Below are 15579 nucleotides of genomic sequence, written 5' to 3'. Positions count from 1 at the left end.
CGTAGTTCCTCTCTCAGGAGGAACGAGTTGAACGGACCACTTCCTTTCGCGGGCCGCTCAAGGCCCGAAAGCGGGGTGGAATGCGCCGGCTGGCTTAGTCGCCGAAGTGGCTGCCTTGCTGTCGCCGGGGCACGAGCATTATATAAGGCCTTGCGCCGCGATTGAAAGATGCGGACGCGCTACGGGCTGTTCTCGAAACGGCGACGGATTGGAACAAAATGATCGACGACGTCTATAATGCGAAAATTCTGGCTTTCGCCGGAAATATCGCGCGGATCGGCCGCCTGGAAAATCCCGACGCAAGCGCAATGGCGCATTCCAAGCTCTGTGGCTCGACTGTCACCGTCGATCTCAACATGCGGGACGGTGTCGTCACCGATTTCGCACACGACGTGAAGGCCTGCGCGCTCGGCCAGGCTTCATCCTCGATCATGGCGGCGAATATCGTCGGCGCGACCGCAGAAGAGCTGCGCGCGGTGCGCGAAGCCATGCGTAAAATGCTCAAGGAAAACGGCGCGCCGCCGCAAGGCCGCTTCGCCGACCTCAAATATCTCGAGCCGGTGCGCGACTACAAGGCCCGCCACGCCTCGACCATGCTGACATTCGACGCGGTGGCCGACGCGATCGGCCAGGTGGAACGCAAGCTGGCCGAAGCGGCGGCCTGAAACGGAGGAAGATATGCGTCCTTCGGAAGCCTTGGCCAAGCACCGCGATGAGGTCCTGCGGATTATCGCCCGCTACCCGGTGAGCAATCCGCGCATCTTCGGCTCGACGGCCAGGGGCGAAGATACGGAGGGAAGCGACCTGGATATCCTCGTGGATGATTATCACGCATCCACCTTCGATCTTGCCGGGCTCGAGCTGGAACTGGAAGCGCTGTTGCGCTCCCATGTCGATGTCCGCACGCCGGGCGACCTTGCGACAGATGTTGCCGGTCGCGTGTCATGCGATCTGAAGCCGCTGTGATGAATCAGCCACGGTCGCTCGACGAACTCCTCGAAAATATCGTGCAATGGGCAGGCCGGATCGAATCCTATATCACGCGCATGGATTTCGATGCCTTCATGCGCAACCAAATGGCGCAAGACGCCGTCATCCGTTGTCTGGAGGTGATCGGCGAGGCGTCTCAACAAATCCTGAAGCTGGCTCCCGATTTTCAGGCGGAACATCCCGAGCTTGAACTACGGCAGGCTTACCGGGCAAGAAACCGTACGGCTCACGGCTATGGTTCCGTCAACCTGGAGACGGTGTGGCGGTCGGCAACAGAAGCCGCGCCTCGAATGGCTGCGGCTGCACTGAAAATCTGCAATGAGCGACGCGAAGGCTCATAGGCTGGCCGGCTCCCGCAATTGGCCCGGACCCTGGCGCAAGACGCCGGGCCGCGTGCTCGGCACGTCGCTGGTCCGGCTCTACCAGCTGACCCTGTCCGGTTTCGTCGGCAATTCATGCCGCCATCTTCCGACCTGCTCGGAATATGCCCATGAGGCGATTGCGCGCCACGGCCTGTGGGCGGGTGGCTGGATGGGGCTGTTCCGCGTCCTCCGCTGCGGGCCGGGCGGCACGCACGGCATCGACCGCGTGCCGGAAACGCTGTCGGATCGCTATCGTTGGTTCACGCCATGGCGCTATTGGCGCATCGGAAAGCCGCACGGCCATTGAGCTTTCTCGACGCCGCAATCTTTACGCCGAAAAAAACTCACACTAGAAACACCGCTCGCCGGGTTTGATCCGGCAATCACCACCCGCGCTCGTTTGCGGGACTGGATAGATGGAGAACTACCTTGTCGAATTCCGTTTCCCTTACATTTCCCGATGGCTCCGTCCGCGAATACGACGCGGCGATGACCGGCGCCGCTCTAGCCGAATCGATTTCCAGGTCGCTGGCGAAAAAGGCGGTCGCCTATGCCGTCGACGGCGTGATCCGCGATCTTTCCGATCCGCTGGCGCGTTCCGGCAACGTCGAGATCGTCACACGCGATGACCCGCGGGCGCTGGAACTCATTCGCCACGACGCTGCGCATGTACTGGCCGAAGCCGTGCAGGAATTGTGGCCCGGTACTCAGGTGACGATCGGCCCGGTGATCGAGAACGGATTCTACTACGATTTCGCTCGCAACGAGCCGTTCACGCCGGAGGATTTTCCCGCCATCGAAAAGAAGATGCGCGAGATCATCGGCCGCAACAAGCCGTTCACCAAGGAAGTCTGGTCGCGCGAAAAGGCGAAAAAGATCTTTCGCGACAAGGGCGAAGCCTACAAGGTCGAGCTCATCGACGCGATCCCCGAGGATCAGGACCTCAAGATCTATGCGCAGGGCGACTGGTTCGATCTTTGCCGCGGCCCGCACATGGCCTCCACCGGCCAGATCGGCAACGCCTTCAAGCTGATGAAGGTTGCCGGCGCCTATTGGCGCGGCGATTCCAACAACCCGATGCTGACGCGCATCTACGGCACGGCGTGGGCCGACCAGGCGCAGCTCGACGCCTACCTGACCATGCTGGAAGAGGCGGAAAAGCGCGACCACCGCAGGCTCGGCCGCGAGATGGACCTGTTCCATTTCCAGGAGGAGGGCCCGGGCGTCGTCTTCTGGCACGCCAAGGGCTGGAAGATGTTCCAGAACTTGATCACATATATGCGCCGCCGCCTCGGCGACGACTACCAGGAGGTCAATGCCCCGCAGGTGCTTGACCACAGCCTGTGGGAGACCTCCGGCCATTGGGGCTGGTACAAGGAGAATATGTTCGCGGTGCAATCCGCCGGCGACGATGCCGACGACAAACGGATCTTCGCTCTCAAGCCGATGAACTGTCCGGGGCACGTCCAGATCTTCAAGCATGGCCTGAAGTCCTACCGCGAACTGCCTATTCGCCTTGCCGAATTCGGTGCCGTCCACCGCTACGAACCTTCAGGCGCGTTGCATGGCCTGATGCGTGTGCGCGGTTTCACCCAGGACGACGCGCACATCTTCTGCACCGAGGAGCAACTCGAGGCGGAAATCCTCAAGATCAACGATCTCATGATGTCGGTCTACAAGGATTTCGGTTTCGACGAAGTGGTGGTGAAACTCGCCACGCGGCCGGAAAAGCGCGTCGGAACGGACGCGATGTGGGATCACGCCGAGGATATCCTCAAGCGTGCGCTCGCCCGCATGACGCGTGAGGACAACCGCATCAAGACCGGGATCAACGAAGGCGAGGGGACCTTCTACGGACCAAAATTCGAGTACACGCTGAGGGACGCGATCGGCCGCGAATGGCAGTGCGGCACGACGCAAGTCGACTTCAACCTGCCGGAGCGCTTCGGGGCCTTCTATATCGATCGCGATTCGGAAAAAAAGCAGCCGGTCATGATCCACCGCGCCATCGTCGGCTCGCTGGAGCGCTTCCTCGGCATCCTGATCGAGAGCCATGCGGGGCATTTCCCGCTCTGGTTCGCGCCGCAGCAGGTCGTCGTGGCGACGATCACCTCGGATGCAGACGAATACGCAGCTTCAGTCGTCAAGCGCCTGAAGCAGGCCGGGCTTTCGGCCGAGGCCGATCTGCGCAACGAGAAGATCAACTACAAGGTTCGCGAACACTCGCTGGCCAAGGTTCCGGTCATCCTCGTCTGCGGCAAGCGCGAAGCTGAGGAAAACACCGTCAACATCAGACGACTCGGCTCGCGCGACCAGCATTCGCTGTCGCTCGACGAGGCGGTTGCGAGCCTCGCCGAGGAAGCGGTTCCGCCCGATCTCAGGCGCTAGCCGAGTGCTTGATCTGAGACAGTGAAGGCGAGGGCAGGCGGGTCGCCTGTCCTCTCCAGTCTTCAGTCGACGACGTCGTCGACCGTACCGTCGACGGCCGCTTCGGTGGTAACGACCTCGACCTCCTGATTGCGCCCTCCGACGACTGTGAAATCGCGCTGGTAGATGCGGTCGCGGTTCTTTGCGACGATCGAATAGTCGCCCTCGGCGAGAACCATCGAGGCGTAGGCGCCGACGCTTTCACGCACAGGATCGCCTGATTCGGTCAGCACCGACCATGACGTGTCGGCGATCGCTTCGCCGCCCGGTTCGCGCACCAGCTTCATGGTCAGTTCGGCCGCATGGTGTTCGACCGTCGCTTCGGTCAGCTTGCCGGCCTCCACGCGAATGTCGGAGCGGATGACGGCGTTGACCGAGCCGTAGGTCGAGACGACGTGATAGATGCCGGAATTGAGGCGAATCACGGTGTTCGGGCTCACATCGGGAAGGATCAGCGCCCGGTCGCCATCGGCGTCGGCCTCCGCATCGTAGATAGAAAAGCGCAGCTTTTCCGGCGGGATGCGCACGCCGCCAGCAAGCACGGCGTCGAGCTGCAGCCCGCCGGCGTCAAGAACGAAATCCTCGCGCTTTGCCTCGCGTCCGACCGTGATCCGCTTCGTCGCGCCCGCGCGTCCGAAGGCAGCGTGCACGAGATAGCTGCCCGGATCGAGCTGGAATATTCCGGTTCCGCCTCGCGACGAGGCGACCAGCGGCAGCTTGCCGTCCTGTCCTGGGTCGGGCTTGAAAACCCGCCAGACCAGCCCGCGCGTGATTTCGGCTCCGCCTTCGGTCATCTGCGCGGCGAGCGTGACCGCACCGCCGCTGCCTTGCGCCAGCGGCGTTTCACCCTGGGGCGGAGCAAAATTCGTGATGGCGGGAAGCTCGAGCTCCATAAGCTGGCCCCCGAACTCCTGTGCGGAAACCAGAGCCGGCGCGGCCGTCAGCACGGCAACGCTCGCGGCAAGCGCAAGAAACCGGAAAATCCCCTCGATCATGACCGCTTTTAGAGCCCAGCCGCGCGGCAATTTCAAGGCCGGTTCTTGCGCGCGTGACGGCGTTGCGCAGCATAGTGTGCCGCTGCAATCTGAGACTGCTTGGGTGCGCTCCGGTCATTATTCGCTGAACCGCGACAGTCCGGTCTCGTCGAACCGGATCGATTCCGGATCGACAGCCAACCCGCTGGCGGCCGCCAGGTCTGCTACTGATCGCGCGTCTCGATCGGAACCGGCCATGGAACGGCTCTCCGGACTGCGGGGCAACAGTTCCATCGACATGAAGACGATGCTTGCGGGCCCTAATCCTCCCACACCTCCATCGAGGACATCGCTTCCGCATCGGCAGACAGGATGAGACGCTCACCATCGAGCTGGAACATCTCCAGCGGCACGATGACGTTGTCGCGGCCGCCATATCCGGCATCGTCGTCGAAATCGACCGTGAGCGCCGAAGCGGTGTCGGCATCCTGGCCAAGCACTTCCTCTATCTCGCCGATCTTCTTGCCGGAGGCGTCGTACACGTCCATGTCGTCGACCCGGTCGACCGAGCGCGACAGAGGCGCAACGGTCGCCTGGTCGGCGATCTCCACCCAAGTCGTCTGTGCGGCAGCCGTGGCGGGAAGCGCGACGGCAATCGCAAATGCGGCGGGAACTCTCATCTGACCTCCTCGTCGTTTCTGTAGCGGCGGCATATAGGCCGCCGGTCGCAAGCATCAATGAGATCTCATGCGCGAAAATACGCCATTTGGTAGCAACCGCGCCCCATACTATCGGGCAGAGGCGGCGCTCTCGGTATCTGGTGCGATCAAGGTCAGCTGCGAGCCAAATCGGAAAACGCGTCCCCAGCCAATCGTGCATCTCACAGGGGTTGGTGATCCGCAATTCATATGGAAAAGGAAAAGATTCAGATTGAATTGGATGCATTCTGACTCATAAGTCTGCACGCTCCTCCCGATACAAATCAAAGATTTAGCGGCCCGAAGAGATTCATAACTTCAGCCGAACTTTGACCCATAAGTCTGCAAAATGAGGAAAATGGAGGCATAAGTCGGACAGCCGTCCGGCTAGCGTGCTGGCGGGATGCGGCCGAAGCGTTCTACAGACCTCTGGCGTACGTCGTCCAGCCGTTTCCGGGAGTACTGGTAGCTCAGGTTGCGGCGCTGGAATTCCTTCGGTCGACCACGAGGTCCTCCAGCAAAAAGGAGCCGTTCGCCGTAGCCGTTCACGATCTCGCAGGTCATGCTGGCCCCGTCAGTACCGCTCACGATCCAGACGCCGGGGTCGTTAAGTCTCCATATCAAGCGGCTGATTTTCAGTCGCGGATGTCGAAGCGCGCGACCCTGCCGTCCTGTAAGCGGAAGATGTGTGTGACCGTCTTGTCCTTCAGCCCGTGCGTTTGATCTTCGAGGGGCTTGCCTTCGACATCTCGCACGGACTGTTGAACCTCTGCGAGAATCGCGCCGTCCGCTGCCTTGCTAAAAATCACCGGCTCGACATGCGGGCTGACGATCGTCCACTGACGCGTCCAGTACTCCCTGACTGCCTCGCAGCCATGAACATGGCCGCCATCCATGCCGTTTGCCCAAGCCACGTCATCGGCGAGAACGGCCAGAACGCCGTCAATATCCCGCGCGTTAAAGCAGTCATACATGCGCTTCACGAGAGCGATTTCGCTATCCATCACAGTCCGTCCTTTAGCATTTTTAGGAACGCGGCTCGCTGCCGTTGCCAGGCCGCGGTCCCACATTGTATTGTTACCTATGTATCAACATAGGCACCTATGCAAGAGGATGGAATGAAATCGGACGTGTTGGCGACGCCGGGTCACCTGATCAGCTTGGCCGCGCGAGGTTTTGCGCGCCTGAGCGGAGCGAGGCTCAAACCGTTGGGCTTCGGTGTCGGCTATCTGCCGGCTCTGGTGGCGCTGAAGAATGGACGGGCGGAGACGCAACGGGACTTGGCCCGGTTCGTCAGGATCGAGCAGCCCTCCATGGCGCAGATGTTGGTTCGGATGGAGAAAGATGGGCTGATCCGGCGATCCCCCGATCCGGCGGATGGCCGCAGCAGCCGCATAGCCTTGACGGACGTCGCGCTTGCCCGTCTGCCCGATGCCTGCGCCGCCTTGTTCCAAGGCAACCGTGAAGCACTCGACGGCTTCTCGGACGAGGAGGCCGCGCAGTTTGTCGCCTTGCTCGATCGCTTGATTGCAAACCTTGATCGGCTCGGAGGCGTAGGACAACGCGCCAGCCGTTGAGGCTTGTTGCGGGTCCATGGGTGGCATGCGGACTTTGAGTCGAAATACGGGACTTATGAATCAAGATGCAAAACCGGCGCAAACGAGGCGGTCTGCCTATCGGTAAAGTTCCATAATATATCTTATGCGACTTTTGTCTGTAGCGGTCATTTGGTAGCCGGTGCGTCACTCAGGCAGGCCCGCCCTGCGAAAACCATCGACGAAATGATCGAGCGTCGCAGCGTCGCGGAACGGCTCCGTCGCGGCCCAGTGGCCGATGGTGAAATGCGGGTTGCCGACAAGGAACAGTTCGACTTCCGCGCGCGCCTCGTCGAGCCGGCCGAGTTGCGCAAGGCTTGCCGCCAAGAAACGGCGTGAGCTTGTGCGATAGGTCTCGTCCCTGCGCAGTGTCTCGACAGCGGCTTCGTACTCGCCGGCCGCATATTGCGCCTGGCCGAGCGTCAGATAGTACCAACTCGCCGGATAAGGGTTCAGCCGGAACGCCTTGCGAATGTGATCGAGGCCCTCCCCGATCCTCCCGGCCAGGACCGCGATGTCGGATAATGCCGCCCAGGCGTCGGCCTCATTGGGGTCGAGTTCGATCGCCCTGGCGAATTGCGCATCCGCCTCGGCGAAACTGCGGTCATAGGCAAGCAGGTAGGCCAGAACCCAGCGACAGCCGGCGTCGTTGGGATCGATCGCTACGGCTTTGTGCGCTAGTTCCAAAGCAACGCTACGGTCAGCGTCAGTCGGTCCACCCGCATGCACCCATCCCATCCAGTGGTTCATGGCCAGCCAGCGATATGCCTCGGCGTATTCCGGATCGAGCGAAACCGCGCGCGTGAGCATCAGATGCGCTTCCCGCGCCGACTGCGGCTGGTCATCCATCAGCTTGCGAGCCCGCACGCACAGATCGTAGGCCTTGAGATTTTTGGGCCTATTGCGCGGCGGTGGCGCCCGCAGCCGGCCGAGCAACGCCTCGACGATCTTGGCCGTCACCTCGTCCTGAACGGCAAAGATATCCTGCAGGCCGCGATCGAAACGTTCCGCCCATAGATGATCGCCGCTCACCGCATCGACCAGCTTGGCGTTGATCCGCACGCTTCCTGCGGCGCGTCTTGCGCTACCCTCCAGCACGTAGCGCACGCCAAGATCCCGTGCGATCGCGCGCACGTCCATCGCCTTTCCCTTGTAGGCAAAGGCCGAGTTGCGCGCGATGACGAACAGGCCGGAGTTCCTCGACAGGTCGGTGATCAGGTCCTCGGTTAGCCCGTCCGCGAAGGATTCCTGCTCGGGATCGTTGCTGATATTGACAAAAGGCAGCACGGCTATCGATGGTTGGTCGGTCAGCGGCAAAGGTTTTTGCTTCGCGCCGCCGAGATGTTCGACTGCGCCTAAGAAGCGGTAGCCGACGCGCGGAACCGTGGCGATCCATTCACCGCCCCCATCACTGCCATCGCCGGCCGGACCAAGCAGCTTCCTGAGCTGCGCGATCTGGACGGTGAGGTTGCCTTCCTCGACGGCCCTGCCCGGCCATGCCGCATCCATCAACTCGGCCTTGCTCAGGATTTCGCCGGGCCGCGCGACGAGCGCCGCAAGCAGCTTCAGCCCGCGATAGCCAACGGCAACGGGGACATCGTCGCGAAGGAGCGTTCCCGCACTCGGATCAAGCACGAACGGACCAAAGGCAAAGCGCGATCCCTGCATGCGGCGCATCCTTAAAGCCTTTCAAACTTGGATGGAACCGTTCTGCCGGAGGGAAGCCGGGTTTCAAACCTGCCGAGCGATGCGCCGATCACATTGACGAGAAGGCGTGCGGCGGTCAGTGCCCACAGGCCGCCAAGGTCGGCGGGAGGATAAAGCTCGACAAGGTCGAATCCCGTGATCCTGGCCCGCCTGCTGAGGCCTGCGATCAGATCACCTGCGTATAGGTGAGCCGCCGGGCGTACGCGCCCGCCACGCCCGGGATCGTGCCGCCGCCATTGCGCTAAAGCGCCTTGTCCCACATGATTGTTGTGCCAATGGGACCTGTGCTCATCGGGCGGTTAGAGCAGAAATCGTGCCTTATACTATTCGCATGGTTCGTGGCTTTGGCTCGCCTTGTCGAATACTGTACACGGAAATTTATCCTTGACGACAGTCTGCAGCTTCTTCTTGACTGGGCATGGTTCGTGGCTCTGGCTCGCCTTGTCGAATACTGTACACGGAAATTTATCCTTGACGGCTATCGGCTGCTTCTTCTTGACTGGGCATGGTTCGTGGCTTTGGCTCGCTTTGTCGAATACTGTGCACGGAAATTTATCCTTGATGGCGATCTGCGGCTTCTTTTTGACGGGATCTTGGCATGGTATTGTCGTGCAATCGGCGAGCGCCTGAGTTGACACGACGATCGGTAAGAGGAGCCCGACCAGTGTTGCGAACAAGAACGACTTCATAAAAATTACTCTTCAGTTTGCTGTTTGGATTGTTGATCGGCTTAGATAGTGATTCAACTAAAGCCCAGTTTTGGTCTGCCGCCAATCTCTTGCTGTTAGCTTCCACGGCTTTTTGGGATGGTCGTAAGTCCCGGCATGGAAGCGGCTGCCGTATGGTCTGATGATGGTTTAGCCGATGGGGCCGTTTAGCCCGTTTGGAAATTTTTGGAACTATTTGGACGCGCTTAATTACGACGCTGTTCGTATCTTGCAAAATTCAACCTCGTCAGGTCGTGGGCCCTGCCCCTCGAAGCATGGGAGGTTGCCATGAACGATATTCACCCCGTTGGGCGGGTAATCCCATATGGCGGTGGAGGTTGGGCCGAGCGTTGAACAAATCACCACCGCAGTGCGATTGCTCTGCCCCGTTGGGCGTCGGCACTCCAGCTCGCCGACCTAGCGAAGCATCATAGCGGCCTGGGAGGAGCGGAAGCGCTTTCGCTGGGAACTCGAACAGATGTCGAAGGACAATCCCCATTTGATCGACGATATCGGCCTGACGAAACGGCAGGTCGAGGCAGAGATCGCCAAGCGCTTCTGGCAAGTATAAGGCGAATGCTGTGATGACTGCCCAAAGCACGATGCGCGAGGATCGAATTCCGTGGGCTGCGATGGCCGGCATCATCGCGACCGTCACGGTGTTCGCTCTGGCCCAGGGGCTGACCTATCCGCTGCTCAGCTTCATCCTGGAGCGGCAGGGCACGGCGCCCGGCCTGATCGGCTTGTCGGCGGCGATGACGCCGCTGGGTTTCATTATCTCCGCGCCCTTCATTCCCGCGCTGGCGCGGAGCGTGGGCGCGGCGCGGCTTGCGATCCTGTGTTCGATCCTGGCCGCCCTCACCCTGGTTGCGATTGCCTGGACGCAGGAAGTCCGGGCCTGGATGCCGCTGCGCTTCCTGCTCGGCTTTGTCGCCAATCCGCTTTACGTGATCAGCGAAACCTGGCTGATCACGATCACCCCCGCCCCACGCCGGGGCCGCATCATGGGCCTCTATTCATCGGTCGTTTCGGGTGGCTTCGCCATCGGCCCGCTGTCGCTCGGCCTGGTCGGCACTGAGGGTTGGCCGCCCTTCATGATCGGCATTGTGGCCTTCCCTCTCTGCGGCCTGATCGTGCTTGCGGTTGTGCCGCGCCTGCCGAAGATGCCGCACGAGGGCGCGGCGATATCGCTCAGTGGCTTCTTCGCACTCGCGCCGCTCCTGTTGTTCGCGGTTTTCACGGCTGCCGCCTTCGAGCAGGTCGTGATCTCCTTGTTCGCGGTCTATGGCGTCGCGCTCGGCAGCGCCGAGGCGCGCATCGCCTCGCTCATCGCCTGTTTCGCCGCTGGCAATGCCGTGCTGCAGATTTTGCTCGGGCGCATGGCCGAACAGTTCGGCTCGACGCGGACCATGCTGTTCTGTGTCCTGGCTTGCCTGGCCGGTGGCCTGCTGCTGCTGCCGGTCTTCAACTCGTGGCTCATATGGCCCCTCTTTTTCGTCTGGGGCGGGGTCTCGTTCGGGATCTACACCATGGCGCTGATCCAGCTCGGCGAGCGTTTCACCGGTCAAGCCTTGATCGCCGGTAACGCGGCCTTCGCGTTCGTATGGGGCATCGGCGGGATGGTGGGCTCGCCCGCAACGGGCCTCGCGATGCAACTGATCGGACATCAGGGACTGCCATTGTCCCTCGGCCTGCTGTGCTGTGTACTGGCGGTGTTTCTGATGGCCGAGAGACGGCGGGTCTGAGCGCAAGCTGTGTGGAAAACCAAGCGGCCTGGGCAATGCCATTGTGCGCCTGCCCCGCATCGCGCTAGCGTCGCGCCATGCGACCATCCAGAGACATTTCGCGGCTGATCGAAATCATGGCGGCGCTGCGCGCGCCGGTCACCGGCTGTCCGTGGGACGTCGAGCAGTCCTTCGAGACCATCGCGCCATACACGATCGAGGAAGCTTACGAGGTGGCCGACGCCATCCAGCGCGGCGACATGGACGATCTTCGCGACGAACTCGGCGATCTCCTGCTGCAAGTCGTCTATCACGCCCGCATGGCCGAGGAAGCCGGCGCCTTCTCCTTCGGCGACGTGGTGAACGCCGTCACGACCAAGATGATACGGCGCCATCCGCATGTATTCGGCGACGAGGACGCGCGAAGCGCGGGCATGGCCAAGGGCATGTGGGAAAAGATCAAGGCCGAGGAAAAGGCCGGCAAACGTACCGCGCGATTGGCCCGCGGGCTCCACGCCGAAGACCACGGCCAGGGCTTTCTCGACAGCGTTCCGGTGGCGTTCCCGGCGCTGACCCGGGCGCTGAAACTCCAGGAGAAGGCCGCCCGCGTCGGCTTCGACTGGAGCGAGGCCCGGCCGATCCTCGACAAGATCGAAGAGGAAATCGGCGAGTTGCGCGAGGCCATGGAGAATGCCGACGAGGCCGAGATCAAGGATGAGTTCGGCGACGTCCTGTTTGCCCTGGTCAATTTCGGCAGGCACCTCGGGATCGATTCGGAGGCTGCGCTGGCCGGCACCAATGAGAAGTTCAGGGCTCGGTTTCACCATGTCGAGCGCGCCCTGAAAGCCTCGGACCGCACGCTGGAAGAGGCCAGCCTGGACGAGATGGAAACGCTCTGGCAGCAGGCGAAACACGCTAAGTAACGCGCCCTACCCTTTGTTATTGCGTCTCAATCTGTTTTCGATTTCTTCCCGTGCGGCAGCCGTGGCCTTCATCGAGATCGAGACGCTGCCGTCCTCATTGTCGGTCCTGGCGACCACGTCGCCATTGCGGTAGAGCCAGTCGGTCAGGCCAAGCTGGTCCGCCGCAAGCGTCACCGTCACCGGCTCCAATTCGCCCGAGAGCCGCTCTTCGATGATCGCAGCAAGCTTGTCGATCCCCTCGCCCGTGATTGCCGAAATCGCGACCGGCGGCGAGGCCTTTCCGCCGGCGCCCTCTGCAAGCAGCCGCTCGCGATTGCCCTCGTCGAGGCGGTCGATCTTGTTCCAGACCTCGATGATCCGTTTTTCGTCCGAGGCGTCGACGCCGAGATCGACCAGGATGCGCTCGACATCCTCGGCCTGGGCTGCCGTATCCGGGTCGGAAATGTCGCGCAGATGGATGATAAGGTCGGCCTCGACCACTTCCTCCAGCGTTGCGCGGAAAGCCGCGATCAGATGCGTGGGCAGGTCGGAGATGAAGCCGACCGTGTCCGACAGGATCACCGGCGTGCCGTGCGGCAGCCGCACCCGGCGCAGCGTCGGGTCGAGCGTTGCGAACAGCATGTCTTCGGCCAGCACCCCTGCTCCGGTCAGCCGGTTGAACAGCGTCGACTTTCCGGCATTGGTGTAGCCGACGATGGCGACGACCGGGAATGGCACCTTCTTGCGCTTGGCGCGGTGCAGGTCGCGGGTGCGCCGCACCGTCTCCAGTTCGCGCTTCAGCTTGGTGATCTTTTCCTGCAATGCGCGACGGTCGGATTCGATCTGGGTTTCGCCGGGACCGCCGAGGAAGCCGGCGCCGCCGCGCTGGCGTTCAAGGTGGGTCCAGCTCCGCACCAGGCGGCCCTTCTGGTAGTTCAGATGCGCCAGGTCGACCTGCAGCGTGCCTTCCTTGGTGCGGGCGCGCTCGCCGAAAATCTCGAGGATCAGCCCGGTGCGGTCCAGCACCTTGGCCTCTGTCGCCTTTTCGAGGTTGCGCTGCTGCACCGGCGTCAGCGGATGGTCGACGATCAGCAGCTCGGCGTGGCCGTCCTTGATGACCTGCGCGATCTCCTCGACCTTGCCGCTGCCGAACAGTGTCGAGGGACGCGGATCGTTGAGCGTGACGATCGCCTTGTGGACGATATCGAGATCGATCGCCTGGGCCAGACCGACGGCCTCGTCGAGGCGCGCTTCGGGCGAACGGTTGAGCCGCGGCCGTCCTGTATCCTCGTCGGTGCGCGGGCTGCGGCTGAGCAGGGGCACTATGACCACGGCGCGCGTAAGCTCACCGCGGCCGGCATTAGCTTCGCCGCCCCTGCCCTTGCGTGCCCCGTCGCCCGCGCGTCCGTTTTGAGCCAATCAGGCGCCCTGGCCGTTTTCCTCACCATCGAACATCTGAACCGGCTGGCTCGGCATGATGGTGGAAATCGCGTGCTTGTAGACGAGCTGTGAATGTCCGTCCCGGCGCAACAATACGCAGAAATTGTCGAACGAAGTCACGACGCCCGTCAGTTTCACGCCGTTGATAAGAAAGATTGTAAGTGGATTTTTGCTCTTGCGAACTGAATTCAGGAAAAGGTCCTGAAGATTTTGCGTACGTTCCGCCATTGTTTTTATCTTTCGCCGATCCCCTCGATTGCGAACCAATGCGCCAAATTTATCGGCTCATGTCAAGCGCGCAAACCACACCCCCGCCACAAGATGCGACGAGCGAAACGGGATACCTATTTCCACAATGCGGTTATCAGGCCGGCCTTTTTTCCGCAATGTCAAAAAATGCCTGCCGCAAGGAAAGCGCCACCGATCCGGGATGCCCGTTTGCGACCGGATCGCCGTCTATGGCCACGACCGGCATTGCGAGCGTGGTCGCCGAGCTGATGAAGGCTTCGCGCGCCGCCTTGGCCTCGGCCACGGTAAAGCCGCGCTCCTCGACCCGCAGGCCGAGCTTTGCCGCCACGTCGAGCAAGGTCGTCCGGGTGATGCCTCGCAGAATGCCGTGCTCGGCGGGACGGGTGACGAGTGCGCCATCCCCGGTGACGATCCACGCATTGGAAGATCCGCCTTCCTTGACGGTTCCGTCTGCATCGACGAACCAGGCCTCATGCGCGCCCGCCTCGTTGGCCTTCTGTTTCGCCAAAACGTTTGGCAGCAGCCCGACGGACTTGATGTCGACGCGGTCCCAGCGATTCTCGGGCACAGTGATGACCTTGATGCCGTTTTCGGCGCGTTTTGCCAACGCGGCCGGATCGACTTTCTTGGCCGTAATCACCACCGACGGCCTGGTGTCGGCCGGAAAAAGGAAGTCGCGGCTCGCGACGCCGCGCGTCACCTGCAGATAGACCAGCCCGTTCTTCACGCGGTTGCGGCGTATCACCTCCACTATGACGATTTCCATCGCGGCGCGGTTCATCGGCCAGGCGATCGACAGTTCGCGCAGCGAGCGATCGAGCCTGTCGAGATGCCGCTTCATGTCGACGATGTAGCCGCGCGCGACCTCGCACACCTCATAGACGCCATCTGCGAACTGGTATCCCCGATCTTCTATATGCACGCTGGCTTCGGCGTGGGCGACGTAGCGTCCGTTGACATAGGCAATGCGCGGCATCTTTTGATCCTGTCCCCGATAATGTTTCCTGGTGGCGCGCCGCTTAGCGGGCGGCCGGCAATGTCAGAAGCTCGCCGTCTGCTGGCACGAGCAATCGTTCGGGCGACAGCCGACGCGAGGCTGCATGAGCCCGCAGCGCATCACGGCTCACCGTGGCGTGGTCGAGCGCTTCCATATGGGTGGCGATCACCGTGGCCCGCGGCGCGACCTCGGCCGTCTCGACCGTCTGCTCCGCGTCCATGACGATCAGCGTATCGTCCCACATCGCGCCGCAGGAGTGGGTCACGATCACATCCGGTTCGAATGCCTTGATGGTTTCGAGCACCGGCGGGTAGAGCACCGTGTCGCCGGCCCAGTAGACCGACGGTTCTCCCTCCGCCTCCAGCGTGAAGCCCATCACCGGCCCCATCTTGTCGAGTACGGCGCCTGTGCCGTGATTGCCCTCGCGTCGGGTGATCCTGATACCGCGCCAGCTTATTTCCCCAGCGAGCGGCGTAACGTCGGTAAACCCAGCCTGGCGAATGGTGGATTCGTCGCCCTGCTGGCAGATCAGCGGCCAGTGCTTGGGCATTGTTTCCTTCGCGACGCTGTCGAAATGATCCGTGTGAAGATGCGAGACGATAACCAGTTCCACGCCGTCGAGGATGTCCTCGACCGCCACCGGCAACTCCACCATCGGGTTTTGCGAACGGCCCGTAAAGGACGGCAGGCTGTGCTTCGGCGCGAAATACGGATCGACGAGGATGGTCGCCCCGCCATAGGCAAGCTTGAGCGTCGCATTCCGGATGAGCTGGAGTTGCATGGGTGTCCTGATTTTTGAGGGGCCGC

General features: G+C 61.9%; 16 protein-coding genes and 2 pseudogenes. 9 read left to right on the top strand and 9 right to left on the bottom strand.

All coding sequences use genetic code 11. The features are described 5' to 3' along the window. Positions 1–218: 218 nt before the first annotated feature. From MAXJ12_RS21600 to thrS, 5 genes are all read left to right on the top strand, one after another. On the top strand, positions 219–665 hold the full coding sequence (locus MAXJ12_RS21600; RefSeq protein ID WP_008838117.1) for an iron-sulfur cluster assembly scaffold protein: 447 nt from the start codon (positions 219–221) through the stop codon (positions 663–665). 31 nt (positions 666–696) lie between these two features. Continuing rightward, positions 697–966 carry a nucleotidyltransferase family protein gene (locus MAXJ12_RS21595; RefSeq protein WP_341872542.1) on the top strand — a complete coding sequence of 90 codons (270 nt, stop codon included), beginning with the start codon at positions 697–699 and terminating at the stop codon, positions 964–966. After that, positions 966–1331, top strand: a complete 366-nt coding sequence (locus tag MAXJ12_RS21590; RefSeq protein WP_008838115.1) for a HepT-like ribonuclease domain-containing protein — start codon at positions 966–968, stop codon at positions 1329–1331. Before MAXJ12_RS21595 ends, MAXJ12_RS21590 begins: the two co-directional genes overlap by 1 nt. Next, positions 1309–1659: a membrane protein insertion efficiency factor YidD gene (gene yidD / locus MAXJ12_RS21585; RefSeq protein ID WP_008838114.1), complete on the top strand. Its 351-nt coding sequence runs from the start codon at positions 1309–1311 to the stop codon at positions 1657–1659. Before MAXJ12_RS21590 ends, yidD begins: the two co-directional genes overlap by 23 nt. Before the next feature lie 122 nt (positions 1660–1781). Next, positions 1782–3740 (top strand): threonine--tRNA ligase, encoded by a 1959-nt coding sequence (thrS, locus tag MAXJ12_RS21580; protein WP_008838113.1) that lies wholly within the window; start codon positions 1782–1784, stop codon positions 3738–3740. A 62-nt stretch (positions 3741–3802) separates the two neighbouring features. Here the strand turns inward: thrS and MAXJ12_RS21575 are convergent, their stop codons facing one another. The 3 genes from MAXJ12_RS21575 to MAXJ12_RS21565 all read right to left on the bottom strand — a co-directional run bounded on the left by MAXJ12_RS21575 (position 3803) and on the right by MAXJ12_RS21565 (position 6455). Further along, a complete protein-coding gene (locus MAXJ12_RS21575) occupies positions 3803–4774 on the bottom strand; it encodes a hypothetical protein (protein WP_420492384.1) in 972 nt (323 codons plus the stop codon). Positions 4775–5073: 299 nt separating this feature from the next. Then, a complete protein-coding gene (locus tag MAXJ12_RS21570) occupies positions 5074–5433 on the bottom strand; it encodes a PRC-barrel domain-containing protein (RefSeq protein ID WP_008838110.1) in 360 nt (119 codons plus the stop codon). 653 nt (positions 5434–6086) lie between these two features. Then, a complete protein-coding gene (locus MAXJ12_RS21565) occupies positions 6087–6455 on the bottom strand; it encodes a nuclear transport factor 2 family protein (RefSeq protein WP_008838109.1) in 369 nt (122 codons plus the stop codon). A 114-nt stretch (positions 6456–6569) separates the two neighbouring features. Here MAXJ12_RS21565 and MAXJ12_RS21560 point away from each other — a divergent pair, with 114 nt between their 5' ends. Then, positions 6570–7028: a MarR family winged helix-turn-helix transcriptional regulator gene (locus MAXJ12_RS21560; protein WP_008838108.1), complete on the top strand. Its 459-nt coding sequence runs from the start codon at positions 6570–6572 to the stop codon at positions 7026–7028. Between the two features lie 165 nt (positions 7029–7193). On the opposite strand, the gene MAXJ12_RS21555 is transcribed toward MAXJ12_RS21560, so the two are convergent. Both MAXJ12_RS21555 and MAXJ12_RS38965 read right to left on the bottom strand, forming a co-directional pair. Then, entirely contained in the window at positions 7194–8723 is a 1530-nt protein-coding gene (locus MAXJ12_RS21555) for a winged helix-turn-helix domain-containing tetratricopeptide repeat protein (RefSeq protein ID WP_193364366.1), read from the bottom strand. Positions 8724–8725: 2 nt separating this feature from the next. After that, positions 8726–8982 (bottom strand): annotated as a pseudogene (locus MAXJ12_RS38965) (hypothetical protein); the annotation flags it as partial. An 899-nt stretch (positions 8983–9881) separates the two neighbouring features. Between MAXJ12_RS38965 and MAXJ12_RS40050 the strand changes: the two are divergent. From MAXJ12_RS40050 to mazG, 3 genes and pseudogenes are all read left to right on the top strand, one after another. Further along, a pseudogene (locus tag MAXJ12_RS40050) lies at positions 9882–10031 on the top strand (DUF1127 domain-containing protein); the annotation flags it as partial. A 13-nt stretch (positions 10032–10044) separates the two neighbouring features. Next, on the top strand, positions 10045–11205 hold the full coding sequence (locus tag MAXJ12_RS21535) for an MFS transporter (RefSeq protein ID WP_008838104.1): 1161 nt from the start codon (positions 10045–10047) through the stop codon (positions 11203–11205). 77 nt (positions 11206–11282) lie between these two features. Beyond that, on the top strand, positions 11283–12107 hold the full coding sequence (mazG, locus tag MAXJ12_RS21530; protein ID WP_040587245.1) for a nucleoside triphosphate pyrophosphohydrolase: 825 nt from the start codon (positions 11283–11285) through the stop codon (positions 12105–12107). 6 nt (positions 12108–12113) lie between these two features. Here the strand turns inward: mazG and hflX are convergent, their stop codons facing one another. The 4 genes from hflX to MAXJ12_RS21510 all read right to left on the bottom strand — a co-directional run bounded on the left by hflX (position 12114) and on the right by MAXJ12_RS21510 (position 15553). After that, positions 12114–13505 (bottom strand): GTPase HflX, encoded by a 1392-nt coding sequence (gene hflX / locus MAXJ12_RS21525; RefSeq protein WP_008838102.1) that lies wholly within the window; start codon positions 13503–13505, stop codon positions 12114–12116. After that, positions 13506–13754, bottom strand: a complete 249-nt coding sequence (hfq, locus tag MAXJ12_RS21520; RefSeq protein ID WP_008838101.1) for an RNA chaperone Hfq — start codon at positions 13752–13754, stop codon at positions 13506–13508. Between the two features lie 136 nt (positions 13755–13890). Continuing rightward, complete coding sequence (locus MAXJ12_RS21515) at positions 13891–14751, bottom strand: D-amino-acid transaminase (protein WP_008838100.1); 861 nt, start codon at positions 14749–14751, stop codon at positions 13891–13893. A 43-nt stretch (positions 14752–14794) separates the two neighbouring features. Next, positions 14795–15553, bottom strand: coding sequence for an MBL fold metallo-hydrolase (locus tag MAXJ12_RS21510; RefSeq protein WP_008838099.1), 759 nt, complete (start codon positions 15551–15553; stop codon positions 14795–14797). Positions 15554–15579 lie beyond the last annotated feature (26 nt).

It is taken from the genome of Mesorhizobium alhagi CCNWXJ12-2 (genome assembly GCF_000236565.1).
Classification (GTDB): Bacteria; Pseudomonadota; Alphaproteobacteria; order Rhizobiales; family Rhizobiaceae; genus Allomesorhizobium; species Allomesorhizobium alhagi.
The sequence above is the reverse complement of the archived record's forward strand: the minus strand, read 5'-3'. Positions and strand labels throughout refer to the sequence as shown.